The 18810-nt window shown below is 73.1% G+C and carries 19 protein-coding genes; 7 read left to right on the top strand and 12 right to left on the bottom strand.

The annotated features are described in order from the left end of the window. Positions 1-56: 56 nt before the first annotated feature. The 3 genes from ABZ192_RS33060 to ABZ192_RS33050 form a co-directional block, all read right to left on the bottom strand. Positions 57-815 carry an IclR family transcriptional regulator C-terminal domain-containing protein gene (locus tag ABZ192_RS33060; RefSeq protein WP_356928156.1) on the bottom strand — a complete coding sequence of 253 codons (759 nt, stop codon included), beginning with the start codon at positions 813-815 and terminating at the stop codon, positions 57-59. A 55-nt stretch (positions 816-870) separates the two neighbouring features. Next, a complete protein-coding gene (locus ABZ192_RS33055; RefSeq protein ID WP_356928155.1) occupies positions 871-1905 on the bottom strand; it encodes a LacI family DNA-binding transcriptional regulator in 1035 nt (344 codons plus the stop codon). Between the two features lie 103 nt (positions 1906-2008). Next, positions 2009-2743 carry a dienelactone hydrolase family protein gene (locus tag ABZ192_RS33050; protein WP_356928154.1) on the bottom strand — a complete coding sequence of 245 codons (735 nt, stop codon included), beginning with the start codon at positions 2741-2743 and terminating at the stop codon, positions 2009-2011. Positions 2744-3071: 328 nt separating this feature from the next. Between ABZ192_RS33050 and ABZ192_RS33045 the strand changes: the two genes are divergently transcribed. The 7 genes from ABZ192_RS33045 (at position 3072) to hypE (ending at position 10973) form a co-directional block, all read left to right on the top strand. Further along, the gene (locus tag ABZ192_RS33045; protein WP_356928153.1) at positions 3072-4817 is read left to right on the top strand and encodes an enoyl-CoA hydratase-related protein; all 1746 of its coding nucleotides are present in this window, start codon (positions 3072-3074) and stop codon (positions 4815-4817) included. After that, positions 4814-5377, top strand: a complete 564-nt coding sequence (locus ABZ192_RS33040) for a hydrogenase maturation protease (RefSeq protein WP_356928151.1) — start codon at positions 4814-4816, stop codon at positions 5375-5377. The genes ABZ192_RS33045 and ABZ192_RS33040 overlap by 4 nt, the downstream gene beginning before the upstream one ends. A 62-nt stretch (positions 5378-5439) precedes the next feature. After that, complete coding sequence (gene hypB, locus ABZ192_RS33035; RefSeq protein WP_356928150.1) at positions 5440-6177, top strand: hydrogenase nickel incorporation protein HypB; 738 nt, start codon at positions 5440-5442, stop codon at positions 6175-6177. Further along, positions 6174-8486, top strand: coding sequence for a carbamoyltransferase HypF (gene hypF, locus ABZ192_RS33030; protein ID WP_356928149.1), 2313 nt, complete (start codon positions 6174-6176; stop codon positions 8484-8486). Before hypB ends, hypF begins: the two co-directional genes overlap by 4 nt. Positions 8487-8489: 3 nt before the next feature. Further along, positions 8490-8771 (top strand): HypC/HybG/HupF family hydrogenase formation chaperone, encoded by a 282-nt coding sequence (locus tag ABZ192_RS33025; protein ID WP_356928148.1) that lies wholly within the window; start codon positions 8490-8492, stop codon positions 8769-8771. Then, on the top strand, positions 8768-9910 hold the full coding sequence (hypD, locus tag ABZ192_RS33020) for a hydrogenase formation protein HypD (protein WP_356928147.1): 1143 nt from the start codon (positions 8768-8770) through the stop codon (positions 9908-9910). The genes ABZ192_RS33025 and hypD overlap by 4 nt, the downstream gene beginning before the upstream one ends. Next, entirely contained in the window at positions 9903-10973 is a 1071-nt protein-coding gene (gene hypE, locus ABZ192_RS33015) for a hydrogenase expression/formation protein HypE (RefSeq protein ID WP_356928146.1), read from the top strand. The genes hypD and hypE overlap by 8 nt, the downstream gene beginning before the upstream one ends. Positions 10974-11024: 51 nt before the next feature. On the opposite strand, the gene hypA is transcribed toward hypE, so the two are convergent. The 9 genes from hypA to ABZ192_RS32970 all read right to left on the bottom strand — a co-directional run bounded on the left by hypA (position 11025) and on the right by ABZ192_RS32970 (position 18805). After that, positions 11025-11381: a hydrogenase maturation nickel metallochaperone HypA gene (gene hypA, locus ABZ192_RS33010; RefSeq protein ID WP_356928145.1), complete on the bottom strand. Its 357-nt coding sequence runs from the start codon at positions 11379-11381 to the stop codon at positions 11025-11027. 7 nt (positions 11382-11388) lie between these two features. Then, positions 11389-11538 (bottom strand): hypothetical protein, encoded by a 150-nt coding sequence (locus ABZ192_RS33005; RefSeq protein ID WP_356928144.1) that lies wholly within the window; start codon positions 11536-11538, stop codon positions 11389-11391. Positions 11539-11642: 104 nt separating this feature from the next. Then, the gene (locus ABZ192_RS33000; protein WP_356928143.1) at positions 11643-11849 is read right to left on the bottom strand and encodes a hypothetical protein; all 207 of its coding nucleotides are present in this window, start codon (positions 11847-11849) and stop codon (positions 11643-11645) included. Between the two features lie 42 nt (positions 11850-11891). Then, positions 11892-12488, bottom strand: a complete 597-nt coding sequence (locus tag ABZ192_RS32995) for a DUF5947 family protein (protein ID WP_356928142.1) — start codon at positions 12486-12488, stop codon at positions 11892-11894. Beyond that, positions 12485-13030 carry a NifU family protein gene (locus ABZ192_RS32990; protein ID WP_356928141.1) on the bottom strand — a complete coding sequence of 182 codons (546 nt, stop codon included), beginning with the start codon at positions 13028-13030 and terminating at the stop codon, positions 12485-12487. The genes ABZ192_RS32995 and ABZ192_RS32990 overlap by 4 nt, the downstream gene beginning before the upstream one ends. Continuing rightward, positions 13023-14816 carry a nickel-dependent hydrogenase large subunit gene (locus ABZ192_RS32985; RefSeq protein WP_356928140.1) on the bottom strand — a complete coding sequence of 598 codons (1794 nt, stop codon included), beginning with the start codon at positions 14814-14816 and terminating at the stop codon, positions 13023-13025. Before ABZ192_RS32985 ends, ABZ192_RS32990 begins: the two co-directional genes overlap by 8 nt. Positions 14817-14865: 49 nt before the next feature. Beyond that, complete coding sequence (locus ABZ192_RS32980; RefSeq protein ID WP_356928139.1) at positions 14866-15954, bottom strand: hydrogenase expression protein HypE; 1089 nt, start codon at positions 15952-15954, stop codon at positions 14866-14868. Position 15955: 1 nt separating this feature from the next. Further along, complete coding sequence (locus ABZ192_RS32975) at positions 15956-18112, bottom strand: hypothetical protein (protein WP_356928138.1); 2157 nt, start codon at positions 18110-18112, stop codon at positions 15956-15958. Between the two features lie 225 nt (positions 18113-18337). Then, positions 18338-18805, bottom strand: a complete 468-nt coding sequence (locus ABZ192_RS32970; protein WP_356928137.1) for a DUF6069 family protein — start codon at positions 18803-18805, stop codon at positions 18338-18340. Positions 18806-18810: the final 5 nt, after the last annotated feature.

The following is an 18810-nucleotide window of genomic DNA, read 5'->3' as shown; positions in this document are numbered from 1 at the left end:
ATGTCTGTTTCATCCAGAAAAACGGGGTGGGTGGGGCACCGGCAAGGAGCGGATTTTCAGATAGTGAGCGAGAGGCTCCGCGTCACGCGGCTCGCGGCCGGCAGCAGCCGCGTGCTGATCTCCGGCAGCCGGGAGAGCCGGTTCGCCGGCAGGGAGACGCCGAGGGAGCCGAGCGTGTCGCCGCTGTAGACGGGGACGGCGACGCAGACCGTGCCGAGGGCGTACTCCTCCAGGTCTGTGACGGCCGGGGCCAGGGGCGAGGTCTCCAGCCGGCGGAGCAGTTCCGGCGGACTGGTGACGGTCCGCGGGGTGAGGTCGGCGAGGTGGTGGCGCGAGAGGTAGTCCTTGCGGGACTCCTCGTCCAGTTCCCTGAGCACGGACTTGCCCAGGGCGGTCGCGTGTCCCGCGTCCTCGAAGCCCACCCAGAGATCGACGCGGGGCGTGCCGGGGCCGTCGACGATCTCGGCGACCCGGATCTCGCCCTCCTCGTAGAAGGTGAGATAGGCGGGGGTCGCGAGTTCGTCCCGCAGCGCGGCGAGCGTGGGCCGGACGCGGCTGAGCAGCGCCTGCGCACGGCCCGTGGTCCGGAGGTTCTGCAGCTTGTCGCCCAGGATGAACCCGCCGTCGTCCAGCTTGCGCACATAGCCGTCGTGCACCAGCGTCCGCAGCAGGTGATAGGCGGTGGCCAGAGGCAGGCCGGTCTCACGCGCCAGCTGCTTGGCCGGCGCGCCGTTCTGGTGTGCGCTCACCGCCTCCAGCAGCCGCATGGCCCGCTGGACGGAGGTGATGAGCGTAGGGCCGTCTTGCGCACCCATAGGACCAGGGTACGGCGGGGGGAGGGCGGGGACGAGCCCCCTGCCGCCCCGGCGACTACCGGGGCGGCGGGGGCGCGGTCGATGCCCGGACCACGAGTTCGACCGGGGGGTCGTTCGCCGGTTGCGGTTGCGCGTCGGGCGTCTCGATGGCCTGCACGAGGAGCCGGAGCCCCTCTCGCGCCACGGCGTCGAACGGCTGGCGCACCGTGGTCAGCGGCGGGGTCACGTACGCGGCGACGGGGATGTCGTCGAAGCCGACCACGCTGACGTCGTCCGGCACGCGCCGACCGGCCTCCGTCAGGGCGCGGATCACGCCGATGGCCATGTCGTCGTTGGCGGCGAACACGGCGGTGACGTCACCGTCGGCGGCGAGTGCGCGGCCCGCCTCGTGGCCCGAGGCGGCCGACCAGTCGCCGACGAGCACGGCCGGCTGCTCGGCGCCCCGCGCGGTGAGGGCGCCGCGCCAGCCCTCCAGGCGGTCCCGGGCGGCGAACCACCGTTCCGGGCCGGCGACGTGGTGGACCGTCCTGTGGCCGAGGCCCAGCAGGTGTTCGGTGGCCGTGCGCGCGAGGAGTTCGGCGCCGACGCCCGTGGCGACGGTCCGGGTGCCGCCGAACGCCACAGGCGCGCCGAGGACGAGGACCGGCACGTCGACGCTGAGGGAGACCGCTCCCTCGTCGATGGGCTCGGAGACGACGATGCCGTCCACGCCCTGCTCCAGCAGCGACTCCACGGCGCCGACGACACCTCGCGGGTCGCCCTCCAGGGTGTTGACGACCCGGAGCGCGTATCCAGCGTCCCGCGCGGCCCGCTCGACGCCGATCAGGAGCGAGGCGGGCCCGTAGAGGGCGGTCCCGAGCGTGACCACGCCGATGGAGCGGGTCCGCCCGGAGGCCAGTGCCCGGGCCGCGCTGTTGAGCCGGTAGCCGAGTTCCCCGGCCGCCTCCAGCACCCGCCGGCGCACCTCCTCGGAGACGTACCGCTCCCCGTTGAGGACCCTCGACACCGTCTTCTGCGAGACGCCGGCCAGCCGGGCCACGTCCACGCTGCGCGGCGCGGCGCCGGCGGCCCGTCCTCCCTCTCGCGTCATGCGTCTCTCCCCGGGTCCTGGTGTCCGTGCCGGACTGCGCAGTCATGCGTACGCGGTGAAACGGGCCGCGTCAATCAGGGCCGCTGAACGTGCCGCCGGAGCCTCACCTGTCGGCGAGGGTGCGGTCGAGGAGGGGCAGCAGGCGGTCCCAGTGGCGCTGCAGTCCGGCGGGGTCGAAGGCGTCGGTGTCGGACATGGTGAAGCCGTGGACGGTGCCGGGGTAGATCTCGGAGGTGTGGCGGACACGGGCGGCGTCCAGGGCCCGGTTGAGTTCGGCGAGGGCCTCGGGCGTGAGGTCGGTCTCGGCGTGGCCGAAGTGGACGTCGGCGGTGATCCCGGCGAGGGCGTCGGGGCCGTCCGCGCCCACGGGTGCGTGGAACGCGGCGACGGCGGCCACTCGGCCGGGGTGGGCCGCGGCGGTGCGCACCGCGAGGAGGCCGCCTATGCAGTAGCCGGTCACCGCGACCGGTCCGGCGCCGGCCTCGGGCCGGGTGGCGAGGAATCCGAGGTAGGCGTCGGCGTCGCTGAGGACCCGTTCGGTGGTGTGCGCCTCGATCAACGGCATCACCTGGGCCATGAGTGCGGGACGGGCCTCTTCTCCGATGTGCTCGGGCAGGTCGATCACCGGTGCCGGGCCGTGCCGGTGGAAGAGGTTGGGGACGAGCACGTAGTAGCCGTGCCCGGCCAGTTCGCGGGCCATCTCCCGCAGCACGGGACGGATGCCGAAGCCGTCCGCGTACATCAGCACCCCCGGGTGCCGCTCGCCGTCGTCGGGGTAGGCGGCGATGGCGTCGGCCCGGCCGTCCGTGGTGGGGATCTGCAGCGTCTTGACGGGCATGTTCTGTTCTCCTGTCGTGGTTGATGTGCCGAACCTGTGATCAACACGACGGAGGCGGAGCCCGCGCGGCGGCGCGAGGCCCTCGTTCCCGCAGCGGGCCCGCACCGGCCCGTACGGCGCTCAGGAGAGCACCGGGTCACCGATCCGTGTGTGGCGCGATGCCGTCCCGGTATTCATGGCGGCACAGCCTAGCCGAGCGGGGAAGAGCCCGCCCGGGCGTCGAGAACGGACAGCGGGCGATCCGGATGGAGCAAGAGACCCGCGAACACAGGCGAAACGCCGCCGTGGTCCTTCTCGGGCCTCCCCGTACCGGCGACCATGCGATGTCATGGACATCTTGCTCGTCGCCAGCGCGTTCAACAGCCTGTCCCAGCGCGTGTACGCGGAACTGTCGGACCACGGGCACCGCGTGGACGTCGTCCTCGCCTCCCACGGGCCCGACGCGGTCCGGGCCGCCGTACGCGAGGTGTGCCCGGAACTGATCGTCGCCCCGATGCTGAAGTCCGCCCTGCCGGAGGACGTGTGGCGGGAGCACGCCTGTCTGGTCGTGCACCCGGGGCCGCCCGGCGACCGGGGCCCGTCGTCGCTGGACTGGGCGATCGCCGAGGAGACGCCCGAGTGGGGCGTGACCGTGCTCCAGGCCGAGGCGGCGATGGACGCGGGGGACATCTGGGCGGAGGGGTCCTTCCCGGTGCCGCCGGCCGGAAAGAGCGACGTGTACCGGGGCGAACTGTCCGACGCCGCCGTGGCCGCCGTGCTGCTGGCCGTGCGGCGGTACGCCGACGGATCGTTCAAGCCGCGGCCGCAGAGCGATCCCGGGATCCGGGTCGTGTGGCGGGACTTCTTCCGCCAGGAGCAGCGGCGGATCGACTGGGACAACGACAGCACGGCAACGGTGCTGCGCAAGCTCCGCGGGGCCGATTCGCAGCCGGGTGTCCTGGACGAACTCTGCGGCCGGGAGGTGTTCCTGCACGGCGGGCATCCCGAGGACCGGCTGCGCGGCCGGCCGGGCGAGCTGCTCGCGACCCGGTCCGGCGCCCTGTGCCGGGCCACCCGGGACGGCGCGGTGTGGATCCCGGAACTGCGCCCCCGCAAGAACTCCGGTGACCCGGCCCCCTTCCGCCGCCCGGCGGCCTCGGTGCTCGCCTCCTTCCCGGCGCCGCCCGGCAGCGGCCCGGGCATGCCGGGTTCGAACGACCGCCCGTACTGGCTGCCGGAGATCGCCGCCCCGCTCGAACTGCCGCCGAAGCGCACCACCTGGTCCGACATCCGCTACCGGCAGCGGGATGACATCGGCTTCCTGTCCTTCTCGTTCCCGGGCGGGGCGATGAGCACCAACCACTGCCGCAGGCTGCTCGCCGCCTACCGGTACGCGCTCACCCGCTCCACCTCGGTGCTGGTGCTCGGCGGCGCCCGCGACTTCTTCTCCAACGGCATCCACCTGAACGTCATCGAGGCGTCGAGCGACCCGGCGGGCGAGTCCTGGTCCAACCTCGTCGCCATGAACGACCTGGTGGAGGCCGTGCTGCGTACCACCGACCGGCTGGTGGTGGCGGCGCTCGGCGGCAACGCGGCGGCCGGCGGTGTCATGCTGGCGCTGGCCGCCGACGAGGTCTGGTGCCGCACGGGCAGCATCCTCAACCCGCACTACCGGAACATGGGCCTGTACGGCTCGGAGTTCTGGACGTACTCGCTGCCGAAGCGTGTGGGAGCCGAGACGGCCGAGCGGCTGACGAGCGAGGCGTCGCCGGTGAGCGCCGCGACGGCCGAGCGGATCGGGCTGGTGGATCGTCTGGTGCCGGTTCCCTCCCAGGAGTTCACCGGGGAGGTCGAGCGCCTGGCCGCCGAGGTGGCAGGCGACCCGGATCTCGCACGCCGGATCACCGCCAAGGCCACGGCACGTCACGCGGACGAGCTCCAGCGCCCCCTCGCCGAATACCGGCGGAGCGAACTCGCCCGCATGCGCGCCGTCTTCTTCGATCCGCAGGCCCCGTACCACGAGCTGCGGTCCGCCTTCGTCCGCAAGAACCCGACCGGCTCCGCCCGGCCGCTGGCCCCCGAAGGCGCGGTATGAGTGCGCGGCTGCTCGTGGCGGGCGTCGGCAACATCTTCCTCGCGGACGACGCCTTCGGCCCCGAGGTGATCCGCGCCCTGGACCAGCGCCCGCTGCCGCCCGAGGTGCGGGTCCGGGACTTCGGCATCCGCGGCATGGACCTCGCGTACGCACTGCTCGACGGCTACGACACGGCCGTCCTGGTCGACGCCGCCGTACGCGGGCACGAGCCGGGCACCCTGTCGCTGATCGAGCCGGACCTGCCCGACCGCGCCTCGGCCGGCGCCCCGCCCGAGGCGCACGGCATGGACCCGGCCAAGGTCCTCGCCCTGGCCGCCCACCTGGGTGGCGAACCGCTCCCGCGCGTCCTCGTCCTGGCCTGCGAGCCGGAGCTGCGGGCACCCGCCGACGAGGACATCGCCCCGGGCATCAGCGCGACGGTGCGCGAGGCGGTCGGGCGGGCCGTCGCCGCCCTGCACGCCATGGTTCCGGTGCTGCTGGCCGACCCTGCGGCCACGCCGTCGTTGAGCCGCCCGGACGAATCCCCCGCCCTGTCCCCGCCGGGCTGCCGGGCGCCGTGAGAGACGGCGCCGAGGATCGGTGGCGGACCGAATTTCCCCACCGACCGCGAGGAGCGGCGCCCATGTGCGATTCCGTGGACGAGGTCACTCAGGCCGTCCTGGCGAAGAACGACGGTCTGGCCGCGGGCCTGCGCGAGACGCTGGCCCGGCGCGGAGTGAGCGTGGTCAATCTGCTGTCCAGCCCGGGCAGCGGCAAGACGGAGCTGCTCGGGCGGGTGCTCGCCAGGGCGGTGGAGCGGGGCCTTCCGGTGGCGGCGCTCACCGCCGACCTGGCGACCGAGAACGACGCCGACCGGCTGGCCCGCTCGGGAGCCCCGGTGAAGCAGCTGCTGACGGACGGGCTGTGCCATCTGGAGGCGCGGCAGCTGCGCGGCCATGTGGAGAGCTGGCTGCCCGGGGGCACCTCGCTGCTGTTCGTGGAGAACGTCGGCAACCTCGTCTGCCCGGCGTCCTACGACCTCGGCGAGAGTCTGCGGATCGTGCTCATGGCGGTGACGGAGGGCGAGGACAAGCCGTTGAAGTACCCGACGGCCTTCGGGTCCGCCCAGCTGGTGGTGCTGACCAAGACCGACTTGGCCGGACCCGCCGGGTTCGACGAGACCGCCTTCGACGCCCACGTCCAGCGGGTCAACCCCGGGGTGGAGGTGCTGCGGTCCTGCGCCCGCACCGGCGCCGGCGTCGACGCGATTCTGGAGCGCGTGCTCGCCGTACGGGACGGGGCGCCGGCGCACCGGCCCCCGCTGGCGCCCCGCCCGCACACCCACACCCCTGAGGGCGCCGAAGCCGGCCTCGTCTCGTGACAGCGCCCGCCACACAGGCGGTGCGCCGCCGCGTCACCGTGCGCGGCACCGTGCAGGGCGTGGGCTTCCGGCCCTTCGTGCACCGCCTCGCCACCGATCTCGCCCTCGCGGGGTTCGTGAGCAACACGGCGAGCGGAGTCCTCATCGAGGTGGAGGGACCGCCGGACCGGGTCGCCGACTTCTGCGACCGGCTGGCCGCCCAGCCACCGCCGCTGGCCACCGTCACCGGCGTCGGGGTCGAGGACCTGCCCGTCAGCGGCGCCGACGGCAGCTTCGCCATCCGCTCCACCGACCGCTCCCCCGGCCGCACCCATCTCCCGCCCGACACGGCGACCTGCGCGGACTGTCTGCGGGACCTGACCGATCCCGCCGACCGCCGGCACCGGCATCCGTTCGTCACCTGCACCCACTGCGGGCCCCGCTTCACCATCGCCACGGGCATGCCGTACGACCGGGCGGTGACGACCATGGCCGGCTTCCCGATGTGCGCCGACTGCGCCCGGGAGTACGGCGATCCCCTCGACCGCCGCTTCCACGCCCAGCCGGTGGCGTGCCCCCGCTGCGGCCCCCGGCTGCGCCTGCTGCCGGCGCCGGGGAGCGACGTCCGCCCTGCGCGGGACGCCGACGCACTCGCGGCGGCGCGCGCACTGCTGGCCGCCGGGCGGATCGTCGCCGTCAAGGGCCTCGGCGGCTACCATCTGGCGTGCGACGCGACCGACGCGCGGGCCGTCGAGACATTGCGCAGCCGCAAGGCGCGCGGCGGCAAGCCGTTCGCGGTGATGTGCGCGGACCTGGACGCCGTACGGCGGATCGCCGTGCTCTCCACGCCCGAACTGGCCGCCCTCACCGGCCCCCGGCGCCCCATCGTCCTGCTCCGCCGACGGGCCGGGCAGGCGGGCCTCGCGCCCGGCGTCTGCCCCGGCAGCCCCCACCTGGGCGTCATGCTGCCCTACGCACCCGTGCACACCCTGCTGTTCGGTCTGCCCGGCGATCCGCCGGGGCCGCGTGTGCTGGTCATGACGAGCGGCAACCGCTCGGGGGAACCGATCGTCACGGACGACGACGAGGCACTGACCCGGCTCGCCGGGGTGGCCGACGCGTGGCTCGCCCACGACCGGCCCATCGCCTCGCCCTGCGACGACTCGCTGCTGCGGGTGCGCGCCGACGGCACCGAGCAGGTGCTGCGTCGCTCCCGGGGGTACGTGCCCCGCCCGCTGCGGCTGCCGGTCCCGGTGCGGCCCGCGCTCGCCGTGGGCGGCGATCTGAAGAACGCCCTGTGCCTCGGCGAGGGCGACCAGGCCTGGTTCGGCCCGCACATCGGGGACATGGGCGATCTGACCACCCTGGAGGCGGCCGGGCGGGCGGAGGCGCACCTGCGGTGCCTGACCGGCGTCGCCCCCGAGGTCGTCGCCGCGGACCGGCACCCCGGATACCACTCGTCGAGGTGGGCCGCCCGGCTGGCCGGTCGCGCCCCGGAACTGGTGCAGCACCACCACGCGCACATCGCCTCCGCGATGGCCGAGCACGGTCTCGACGGCACCGCCCACGTGATCGGCATCGCCTTCGACGGCACGGGCTACGGCGACGACGGCACCGTCTGGGGCGGCGAGATCCTGCTCGCCGGCTACGGCGGCTTCCGGCGCTACGCCCACCTCGCCCCCGCCCCACTGCCCGGCGGCGACGCGGGCGTGGCCAATCCGCGCCGTCTGGCGCTCGCCCGGCTGTGGGCGGCGGGCCTGCCGTGGGAGGCGGGCCTGCCCTGCGTCGAGGCCTGCGCACCCGATGAACTGGCACTGATTCAAAGGCAGTTGGAGCGCGGACTGGCTTGTGTGGCGACCTCCAGCATGGGGCGGCTCTTCGACGCCGTGTCGTCGCTCGTCGGCGTGTGCCATCGCGCGGGGTACGAGGCCCAGGCCGCCCTGGAACTGGAGGCGGCGGCCGCTTCGGCCTGGGACACCGAGACCTCGGCGTACGCCTTCGCCGGCGATCTCGACCCGGCGCCCGTGCTCAGCGCACTCGTAGCCGATCTGCGGCGCGGCACACCGGCCCCCGTACTCGCCGCCCGCTTCCACCGCGCGGTGGCACGGGCCGTCGCGGAGATCTGCCGGCGGGCGCGCCGGGACACCGGCCTGGCCACCGTCGCCCTCAGCGGCGGGGTCTTCACCAACGCGCTGCTGGAGGAGGAGTGCGCACGGCTGCTGGACGGTGACGGCTTCGCGGTGCTCCGCCACGGCGAAGTCCCCCCGAACGACGGCGGATTGGCCCTCGGCCAGCTGGTGGTCGCGGCGCACCTACGACAGGAGGAGTGACCCATGTGTTTGGCAGTGCCCGGCAAGGTCGTGGCCATCGACGACGGCGCGGATCCGCTCACCGGGCTGATCGACTTCGGCGGAGTGCAGAAACAGGCGTGTCTGGAGTACGTGCCCGAGGTGCGGGTGGGCGAGTACGTCATCGTGCACGTCGGCTTCGCGCTCCAGCGCCTGGACGAGGAGTCGGCCCTGGCCTCGCTGAAGCTGTTCGAGGAACTGGGGCTGCTGGAGGAGGAGTTCGGCGACGCCTGGGAGCAGGCTGCGAAGGAGGCGGGAACGGCGTGAAGTACATCGACGAGTTCAACGACCCGGAACTGGCCCGGCGGCTGCTGGACGAGATCCGGGCCACCGCGACCCGGCCGTGGGCCCTGATGGAGGTGTGCGGCGGGCAGACCCACTCGATCATCCGGCACGGCATCGACCAACTGCTCCCCGAACAGGTCGAGTTGATCCACGGCCCCGGCTGCCCCGTCTGTGTCACGCCGCTGGAGGTCATCGACAAGGCGCTGGAGATCGCCTCGCGGCCCGGGGTGATCTTCTGTTCCTTCGGAGACATGCTCCGGGTGCCGGGCACCGGCCGCGACCTGTTCCGGGTCAAGGGCGAGGGCGGCGACGTCCGCGTGGTCTACTCGCCGCTCGACGCCCTGGAACTGGCCCGCCGCCACCCGGACCGGGAGGTGGTCTTCTTCGCGATCGGCTTCGAGACCACGGCGCCCGCCAACGCGATGGCCGTGCACCAGGCGCGCAGGCTGGGTCTGGACAACTTCAGCCTGCTGGTGTCGCATGTGCGGGTGCCCCCGGCCGTCGAGGCGATCATGACGGCACCGGCCTGCCGGGTGCAGGGCTTCCTGGCCGCCGGGCACGTGTGCAGCGTGATGGGCACGGCGGAGTACCCGGAGCTGGCTGAGCGGTTCCGTGTGCCGATGGTGGTGACCGGGTTCGAGCCGCTGGACATCCTGGAGGGCATCCGCCGGGCGGTCCGGCAACTGGAGCGGGGCGAGCACCGGGTGGAGAACGCGTATCCGCGTGCCGTGCGCGAGGAGGGCAATCCGGCCGCCGTGCGCATGATCGAGGAGGTGTTCGAGGTCACCGACCGCAACTGGCGCGGTATCGGGCGGATCCCGGCCAGCGGTTGGCGGCTGCGCGACGCCTTCCGGGCGTACGACGCCGAGCACCGCTTCGACGTCACGGGAATCCGTACCGAGGAACCCGCGGAGTGCCGCAGCGGTGAGGTGCTCCAGGGGCTGATCAAGCCGACCGAGTGCGCCGCGTTCGGCACCACGTGCACCCCGCGCACCCCGCTCGGCGCCACCATGGTCTCCAGCGAGGGCGCCTGCGCGGCCTACTACCTGTACCGCCGGATGAACGCCCCGACGCCGCACGCCGGCCGGGCCACGCAGGAAGGGGTGGCTCCCGTTGCCTGAGCAACGCGCCGAGGTGGTCGACCCGGCCGACTGGACCTGCCCTGCCCCGCTGCGCGACCAGGGTGTCGTGGTGATGGGCCACGGCGGCGGCGGAGCCCTGTCGGCGGAGCTGATGGAGCGGGTCTTCACCCCCGCCTACGGCAACGACACCCTCGCCGGTCTCGCCGACTCCGCCGTCCTCGAACTGGGCGGCGCGCGGCTGGCCTTCTCCACCGACTCCTACGTCGTCCGGCCGCTGTTCTTCCCCGGCGGCAGCCTGGGCGATCTCGCGGTCAACGGCACCGTGAACGACCTGGCGATGAGCGGTGCGCGGCCCACGTATCTCTCCGCCGCGTTCGTGCTGGAGGAAGGCGTCGAACTGACCGTCGTGGAGCGGATCGCCCGCGCGATGGGTGCGGCGGCCGAGACCGCCGGGGTCACCATCGCCACGGGTGACACCAAGGTGGTGGAGTCCGGGCACGGGGACGGTGTGTACGTCACCACGGCCGGTGTCGGGCTCGTCCCGGACGGGGTGGACATCCGGCCGCAGCGTGCGCGGCCCGGGGACGCCGTGATCGTCAGCGGGCCGATCGGTCTGCACGGCGTGGCGATCATGAGCGTGCGGGAGGGGCTGGAGTTCGGGGTCGAGATCGCCAGCGACACCGCGCCACTGGCGGATCTGGTGGCGGCCATGCTGGCCGTCACCCCGGACGTCCATGTGCTGCGCGACCCGACCAGGGGCGGCCTGGCGGCGTCCCTCAACGAGATCGCCCGTGCTTCGGGGACCGGGGTCCGGCTTCGGGAGCGCGCCATTCCGGTGCCGGACGCGGTGGCGAACGCCTGCGGCTTCCTGGGTCTCGATCCCCTTTACGTCGCGAACGAGGGCAGGCTGGTCGCCTTCGTACCGCCGGCGGAGGCGGAGGAGGTGCTCGCCGCGATGCGTGCCCACCCGCAGGGCGCCGGCGCCACGCTGATCGGCGAGTGCGTCGCCGAACACCCCGGAATGGTGGTGGCCGCCACCGGCCTGGGCGGGACCCGGGTGGTGGATCTGCCGCTCGGGGAGCAGCTGCCGCGGATCTGCTGAGCAGCGCGAAAGGGCCCCGCCGAAGGATCGGCGGGGCCCTTTCCCTATTCCCTATGCCGGTGCCGGTGACGGCTCGATCCCGGTGATCTCCAGTTCCCGGCCGCTGCGCAGATCGTTGGTGGGCTGGTCGCAGCGCGGGCACCAGAAGAACGGGGGCATGCCCACCGGGAACTCCTCGGCGCACGGGCCGCACCAGGCCTGCGCGGGGACTTGCTCGACCACGAGCCGGGCCCCGGCGAGGGCCGTGCCGTCGCGGGCCACCTCGAAGGCGAAGTCCAACGCGTCGGGGACGACGCCCGCCAGTTCTCCGACCCGGACGGTCACCGCCGAGACGGCGTGCGTCCCGTCCGCCCGGGCCAGCTCGCCGGCCCGCTCGATGATCGCGGTCGCGATCGACAGTTCGTGCACGGCCGGCTCACGGGTAGCGGCGGCCGGCACGGAAACCGCCGGCCATCCGCCAGATCCGCATCTCCCGCCTCAGACTGGGAAACTCCCGGCACAACAGTGCCAGGGCCGCACCGCCCACCAGGGCGGCCTCGGCCTTCAGCACCCGCTGTCCGTTCATCCCGCCCCGCCTGCGCGCGACGGGTCTGCGTGCTCGTCGGACCTTCATTGCGGCGCCTTTCTGCTCTCTCATGGCGGCTCTCATCCCGGCTCTCATCCCGGCTCTCATCCCGGCGAGATGTTCGGCATGGTCTCCGCGAGGGCGTCATGCCGTTTCCAGTGGATCCCCGTGGAGCGGCGCGCGTCGGCGGTGCCGTCCTCGTGGTGCCCCTTCTGGTCGTCGTACCGTCCCTTGTTGCCCTGGTGCATGCCGGCGACGTGCGTGGGCGTGTCGGGCTTCGCCTGCGCCCGGCCTACTCTGATGCTGCCCATGGGGGTGCTCTCCTTCCTCGCCTCCGACCTGCGGAGACGTGTTCACGGCCGCTCGGTGAGCTCCTCGAAGAACCGCTCGACGGCCGGCCAGACCCGGCCACCGCCGGACAGGCCGCGCCACTCCCGGCGTACGACGGCGATCATCCGGTAGCAGTCGTCGACCGGCACGATCCAGTGGTGGTCGAGGCCGTGGACCGTGTTCACCAGCAGGGCCTCCACCTCGGGTTCCACGCCGGCGAGCTGCCGACACGTCCCGGCCAGCTCCTGCCAGGCCGTCGCGTCCACCTCCCACCGCATGGCCCCCGCCGGGCTCGGGCCCTCCGCCGTGACCGTGCCGTCCTCCCGGGGCACGAAGAAGACCAGGCCGACGGGTACGCCCAGCACGGCCGTGTCGACCTTGGGCAGCCGGACCCGGCGCCGGGGCACGAGCCGGTAGTGCCCGGCGCCCGCCCCGGCCTCTGCGAACAGCACCGAGCAGGGGCCGCAGGCGCAGTGCACCTCTCGCTGCCCGGTGTCGTACAGGTGGGCGTGCTCGTCGGCGACCGGCGCGGCGCACAGGTCGCACTTCTCCACCCCGGCCGCCGCCGTACGGTCGGCCGAGGAGCGGATGAGGCGGGCCAGCGCGCCGTCGGTGGTCACTGCGCGCCTCGGTGCGTCAGTGTCGACAGCGGGACGAACGCGGGAGCCGGCGTGCTCGGCAGCGGTTCCACCGCCGTCAGTTCGGGTGCGACGGCGAGCACCGCCTCCCGGACCGCGTCGGTGACCTCGGAGCCTCCACCGCCGCAGCCGGAGCCGCAGCCGCCGCCCGTCGTCAGGCGCACCCGGCCGACCTGCCCTTCCGCACCGGCCCACTCCACGTCGCCGCCCCGTTCGCGTACGGCGGGCCGCAGCCGTTCGACGGCGCGGGCCGCCCGGCGTTCGGGGGGCTCGGGGTGGATGTCGTGCAGCACCAGCAGGTGGCCCAGCAGCTCGTCGTCGGCCAGGCGTTCCGCCAGCTGTTCGTCCGCCTGGTCCAGGACGCGGGCCAGGGCCTCGCCGTAGACCTCGGTCAGCAGCCGGACCGCCTCCGTGGCCGCGCCGGGCAGGGGTTCGAGGCCTGCCAGCACGTCGTCGAGCCGGGCGAGCCGGGCCTCGACGTCCGGGTCGGCCAGCCGGGTGCCGGTGCCGGTGGGCTCAGCCATGGTTCGCCCCGTACGTCGGCGAGTGCAGGGTGGTGAGCGTCTTGCCCTTACCGACGTACATGTGCACGCCGCACGGCAGGCAGGGGTCGAAGCTGCGGACCGTGCGCATGATGTCGACGCCCTTGAAGTCGTCCGGCCCGTTCTCCTCGAAGACGGGCTGGCCCTGGACGGCGTCCTCGTACGGGCCGGGGGTGCCGTACATGTCGCGGGGGCTGGCGTTCCACGGGGTGGGCGGGTACGGGTGGTAGTTGGCGATCTTCTTGTCCTTGATCACCAGGTGGTGGGAGAGGACACCGCGCACCGCCTCGTGGAAGCCGCAGCCGATGGCCTCGTCGGGCACCTCGAAGTTCTCGAACACCTTGGTCTCGCCCGCGCGGACCATGCCCATGGCCTCTTCGAGGAACTGCAGGGCCATGGCGGCGGCGTAGGCGACGAAGTAGGGCCGGGCGCGGTCGCGTTCGATGGTGTTGCTCCACCGCGGGATGCGCCACTCCAGGGTGGTCTCCGGCAGGGACTCGCCCTTGGGCAGGGAGATGCGCACGCTGTGGCCGGTGGACTTGACGTACGGGGTGTCGACCAGGCCGCTCAGCGCGGTCGACCACAGGCGGGCCAGCGGACCGCCGCCGGTGTCGAGGGCGAGGTGGTCGCCGGTGCGCTGGTCGAACCAGCGGGGGCTCATCACCCAGCTGTACTTGTCGTCGAAGTCGCGTTTCTGCGGCACCGGGACGGTGGTCTGGTTCCACGGGTGGCGCATGTCGACGGGGTTGCCGAGCGGGTCGTGGGTGACGAAGGGATCCTCGTTGACCCAGTCCTCGTAGTACGAGCTGCCGAGCATGATCCGCAGGCCGAGGTTGATGTCGACGAGGTTGTTGGTGACCAGTTCGCCGTCGACGATGATGCCGGGGGTGACGTACATCGCCTTGCCCCAGGTGTTCATCGACTCGTACCGGTAGTCGACGACCTTGGGGTCCTGGAAGGCGCCCCAGCAGCCCAGCAGGACGCGGCGGCGGCCGACCTCCTCGTAGCCGGGCAGCGCCTCGTAGAAGAAGTCGAAGACGTCGTCGTTCATGGCGACGGCCTTCTTCACGAAGTCGATGACCCGCATGAGGCGGCTGAGGTAGTCGGTGAAGGTGGTCGGCTGCGGCATCGTGCCGACGCCGCCCGGGTACAGCGTGGACGGGTGGACGTGCCGCCCCTCCATCAGGCAGAACATCTCGCGGGTGACCCGGCTGACCTTCAGGGCCTCCTTGTAGACCTCGCCCTCGAAGGGGTTGAAGGCCTTCATGATGTCGGCGATGGTGCGGTAGCCGTGGATGTCGCCGCGGGGCGCGTCGGTGCGTTCGGCGCGGGCCAGGACACCGGGGTTGGTGGCCTTGACCATCGCCTCGCAGAAGTCCACGAAGACCAGGTTGTCCTGGAAGATCGTGTGGTCGAACATGTACTCGGCGGCCTCGCCGAGGTTGACGATGTGCTCGGCCAGCGGGGGCGGCTTGACGCCGTAGGCCATCTGCTGGGCGTAGTCGGAGCAGGTGGTGTGGTTGTCGCCGCAGATGCCGCAGATCCGGGACGTGATGAAGCCCGCGTCGCGCGGGTCCTTGCCCTTCATGAACACCGAGTAGCCGCGGAAGAGCGACGAGGTGCTGTGGCATTCGACGACTTCCCGGTTGGCGAAGTCGATCTTCGTGTAGATGCCCAGGTTCCCGATGATCCGGGTGATCGGATCCCAGGACATGTCCACGAGCTGTGGCGGTTTGCGCTCGGTGGGCCGGGCCTCGGTGGTGGTCATGTGCGGTACTGCCCCTCGCTGTCGGTGGTGGGATGGGTCGCGGGTCTCATCAGGGGCGCCAGTGCGGGTCGTAACCGCTGGTCAGCTTGCGCTTGTTGTGGCGCCACCTGGGCTCGTGGTTGACCAGTTCGTTGGTCATGCCGCGCAGGCGGCGGATGACGGCCCCGTACGGCTTGATGGCCAGGGACGACAGGGTTCCGCCGGGGGGTTCGTCCATGAACGGCATGAACGCGTCGGGGAAGCCGGGCATCGTGCAGCCGATGCAGATGCCGCCGACGTTGGGGCAGCCGCCGATGCCGGCCATCCAGCCGCGCTTGGGCACGTTGCAGTTGACGACCGGTCCCCAGCAGCCCGCCTTCACCAGGCACTTGGGCGAGTTGTAGTCCTTGGCGAAGCTGGCCTGCTCGTAGTACGCGCCGCGGTCGCAACCCTCGTGGACCGTCTTCCCGAACAGCCACTGCGGGCGGAGCATGTGGTCCAGCGGGGGCGGGGGTGCGGAGCCGGCCGCGTGGTAGAGGACCCAGACCAGGGTCTCCATGAAGTTCTCGGGCTGGATGGGGCAGCCGGGCACGTTGACGATCGGCAGGCCTCCCAGGGAGGTGAAGTCCCAGCCCAGGTAGTCGGCCAGGCCCATGCAGCCGGTGGGGTTGCCGGACATGGCGTGGATGCCGCCGAAGGTGGCGCAGGTGCCGGCGGCGACCACCGCCCAGGCCTTGGGGGCCAGTTGGTCGATCCACCAGTTGAGGGTCTGCGGCTCGCCGGTCTCCGGGTCGTTGCCGAAGGACGTCCAGTAGCCGTCGCCCTCGATGATGTTCTGGTTGGGGACCGAGCCCTCGATGACGAGGATGAACGGGCCCAGTTCGCCGCGTACGGCCGCCCGGTAGGGGGCGAGGAAGTCCTCGCCGCCCAGGCTCGGGGAGAGCACCTTGTTGACGAGGTTCACCTTGGGCAGGCCCGGGATCAGTCCGAGCACCAGGTCCTCGATGGAGGGCTGGCCGGCGGCGGTGAGGGAGACGGTGTCGCCGTCGCAGCTCATGCCTTCGGAGATCCAGAGGATGTGGATCTCCTCCATGCCCTGCCGCTCCTCGGACCGGTCGGGTTCCTTGCTGACTTCGGTGGTGCTGCTGTGCGTTGTCATGTCACTCGGCCTCCGCTGCGGGGGTCTCGGAGTCGGTCGTGTGCCGCGAGGGGGCTGCGGCGGGAGCCGGTGCCGACGGCTCGTCCGGGGATCCGGCGGGCCCGAGGGGTTCGAGCTCGTCGGGCCGGAAGTAGTGGAAGCGGCCGTACCAGGTGTGCAGTTCGGCCGCGGGGTCGTCGTCGAGGGTGACGGCGAGATGCACGCTGCCGTCCACGTCGTGGAACACGGCGGCGACCTCGGCGGTACGGCCGGCCAGGAACATGTCCTGAGCGTCGGCACCCCGTCCCCGGGGGCGCAGCCGGACACGACTGCCGCGACCGAGCGGAACACCGTCGACGAACACGACGTCGCTCGCCGGCGAGAGGCCGTCGTCGGCAGCCTCCTGCCACCAGGTGGGGCGGTTGGCGGGGGTGGGGGGCGTGGCGGCGGGGGGCGCAGGGGCGGTAGTCGCGGGCGCCGGTGGCGCGGGCGCGGCAGCGCCGCGGGCCGGGGTCCCGGGCGCCGGGGCCCCGGGCGTCGAGGTCGCGGGGACGGCAGTCCCGGGCGCGTCAAGCCCGGGCGCAGACGTCCCGGGAACGGCAACCGAGGCCCCGGGCGCGCCAATCCCGAGCGCCGAGGCCCCGGGGACGGCAGCCCCGGGCACGGCAAGCGCGGGTGGCGCAGGCGCGGGCGCGGCACCCCCGGACGCCGGAGCCCCGAGCGCCGAGGCCGCAGGCGCGGCAGTCCCGGCAAGCGCAGGTGCCGCAGGCGCGGACGCGACAGCCACAGACGCCGATGGCGGGGGCGCGGCACCCCCGGGCGCCGATGGCGCGGACCCGGTAGCCCTGGGCACCCGTGACGGGGGCGCGGTAGCCCCGGCCGCCGAAGGCGCGGACGCAGCACCCCCGGACGCCGAAGGCGCGGACGCGGCAGCCCCGGATGCCGGAGCCCCGGGCGCCGAGGCCGCAGGCGCGGCAGGCCCAGGCGTCGAGGTCGTGGGGACGGCGGTGCCGGCAAGCGCGGGTGCCGGGGGCGTGGGTGTGGCAGCCTCGGGTGCTGGGGGCGCCGCGGGGGTCGGTGTCAGGGAGCGGATCGCGCCGTGGAGGCGTTCGAAGATCTCCTGCGGCATCGTGTCGACACGGTCGAGGATCGCGGCCGCCCTCGGGTCGGTCGCCCGGGCCTCGCGCTTCTCCTCGTCGGTCAGCAGCATCGTGCGCAGCGTGAGGATCTCGTCGATCTCGGCGGCGTCGTGCAGATCGCCCGGGCTCTCGGGGGCCACCTGGGGGTGGTCGGGCAGGATGATCGGGGCGGAGAGCAGGACGTGGCCGTCGTCGTCCCCGAGGACGGGGAAGGTGAACTCGTTCCGGCACGAGCGGGCGAGTTCGCGCAGGTCCGTCGGCGGGTCGGTCAGCGAGACGAACTCCACGCCGGCGCCGCCGATGAGAGTGTGGGTGGCGATGAGGGCGCGGCGCAGTGCCTCGTCACGAGCGGTCCGCGGTTCCGGCGCGGGCCCGGTGTTCGCGGTGCGCAGGCGGAGCCGGCAGAGGTCGTCCGCGAGTCGCTCGGCGGTGACGGTGGTGTCGGCCCGTACCTCGTCGCGGTACCGCACCACCCGCCCGGCGCCGCCGGGCAGCGGCTCGACGTCCACGCCGGCCGGCGCGACCACGGGAACGGTGTGTCCGCTCTGAAGGAGTTCGTCGAGCGGGACCTCGACCTCGTGTTCACGCGGCACGGCCTCGTCGAAGGTCAGATGCGTCGTGCCGTCGGCGGTACGCAGTGACGCGACGGCGTGGTGACGGCCCCCCCGGGTCTCCTCCACCTGCTTGCGCTGCATCTGGAGGTGACGGATCCGCATCCGTACGGACGCGTTGCCGGGCTGCCGGATCCTCAGCAGGCACTCGGTCTGCTGGTACCAGGAGTCGGCGCTGCCGGAGACTCCGGGGACCACGGGGCCGTCCGCTTCCGCCCAGTCCCTCGGGAACAGGACCCCGAACTGCCACCGGACGCGGTTCTTGGCCGAGGACCGGCGGTAGGGGTAGAGGAGGTAACCCTCGTAGAGGACGGCGTCGGCGACGGCGCTCACCCGCTCGAAGGGGTCCGGGGTCCGGCCCGGGGGCAGGTCGTCGCCGCCTCTGGTGGCAGCGTGCGTCGTGCCGCCCTCGGCCAGTCCCTCCGCCATCGCGTCTCCTCGTCCGGGTGTGCGCATGGGTCCAGGGATGCGCACGCATCCAGGGGGTGCACGCGGATCCCTTCCACCACCGTCACACCGCTCATCCCCGGGCGCCTCCTCCGGCGCAGTGCCGTTGGGCCGTTCGGGGGCTCGCGTGGGACACGACGACGGCCCGTCGGCAAAGAGCGCGACGGGCCGGTGTCGGGAACGTGCGAATCGTGGGAGTCGAGGGCGTCACCTCCGCACGTGGGACAGCCGCCGTGCCACCAGGGGGATGATCACCGCGGCGGCCACGACATGCGACAGGGCGAGGACGATCTGGGTGGACGTGGCCGTGTGCGGGGCGACGGCCGGGCCGGCGAGGGACAGGGCGGTGAGGACGACGGTGGTCACGGTGAAGGTCCGGGCGGGCTGTTTGGCCCAGCGGGCGAGCACCACCGCCAGGACGATCCCGGCGACCGACCAGAAGACCACGCCGCCGGCGAAGCCGCCGACGGGGATCTCCGCGGCCTCCTCGGCCCCGGGGCCGGCCGCCTCCATCGGGACGCCCGCGGCCCGGGCGACGAGCGCGAAGGCCTCGGTCACGACGGCACCGGCGAGCGTCGCCAGGACGCCGACCAGCCACACGGGGCGCGTGGAGAGGAAGCCGGTGGTGGGCCGGGAGCCGGTCGGGGTCTGCTTCTGAGGGGTCGTCACGCTCATGTCGC

This window comes from Streptomyces sp. NPDC006235 (assembly GCF_040613735.1).
Taxonomy (GTDB): domain Bacteria; phylum Actinomycetota; class Actinomycetes; order Streptomycetales; family Streptomycetaceae; genus Streptomyces.
Note: the sequence above shows the minus strand (reverse complement) of the source record. Positions and strands in the feature narration are given on the sequence as shown.

Excerpts from the sequence above, each read along its gene's own strand:
- ABZ192_RS33060 (WP_356928156.1), bottom strand. The coding sequence starts at position 815 with ATGGGTGCGCAAGACGGCCCTACGCTCATCACCTCCGTCCAGCGGGCC.
- ABZ192_RS33055 (WP_356928155.1), bottom strand. The coding sequence starts at position 1,905 with ATGACGCGAGAGGGAGGACGGGCCGCCGGCGCCGCGCCGCGCAGCGTG.
- ABZ192_RS33050 (WP_356928154.1), bottom strand. The coding sequence starts at position 2,743 with ATGCCCGTCAAGACGCTGCAGATCCCCACCACGGACGGCCGGGCCGAC.
- ABZ192_RS33045 (WP_356928153.1), top strand. The coding sequence starts at position 3,072 with ATGGACATCTTGCTCGTCGCCAGCGCGTTCAACAGCCTGTCCCAGCGC.
- ABZ192_RS33040 (WP_356928151.1), top strand. The coding sequence starts at position 4,814 with ATGAGTGCGCGGCTGCTCGTGGCGGGCGTCGGCAACATCTTCCTCGCG.
- hypB (WP_356928150.1), top strand. The coding sequence starts at position 5,440 with ATGTGCGATTCCGTGGACGAGGTCACTCAGGCCGTCCTGGCGAAGAAC.
- ABZ192_RS33025 (WP_356928148.1), top strand. The coding sequence starts at position 8,490 with ATGTGTTTGGCAGTGCCCGGCAAGGTCGTGGCCATCGACGACGGCGCG.
- ABZ192_RS33005 (WP_356928144.1), bottom strand. The coding sequence starts at position 11,538 with ATGAACGGACAGCGGGTGCTGAAGGCCGAGGCCGCCCTGGTGGGCGGT.
- ABZ192_RS33000 (WP_356928143.1), bottom strand. The coding sequence starts at position 11,849 with ATGGGCAGCATCAGAGTAGGCCGGGCGCAGGCGAAGCCCGACACGCCC.
- ABZ192_RS32990 (WP_356928141.1), bottom strand. The coding sequence starts at position 13,030 with ATGGCTGAGCCCACCGGCACCGGCACCCGGCTGGCCGACCCGGACGTC.
- ABZ192_RS32985 (WP_356928140.1), bottom strand. The coding sequence starts at position 14,816 with ATGACCACCACCGAGGCCCGGCCCACCGAGCGCAAACCGCCACAGCTC.
- ABZ192_RS32980 (WP_356928139.1), bottom strand. The coding sequence starts at position 15,954 with ATGACAACGCACAGCAGCACCACCGAAGTCAGCAAGGAACCCGACCGG.
- ABZ192_RS32975 (WP_356928138.1), bottom strand. The coding sequence starts at position 18,112 with ATGGCGGAGGGACTGGCCGAGGGCGGCACGACGCACGCTGCCACCAGA.
- ABZ192_RS32970 (WP_356928137.1), bottom strand. The coding sequence starts at position 18,805 with ATGAGCGTGACGACCCCTCAGAAGCAGACCCCGACCGGCTCCCGGCCC.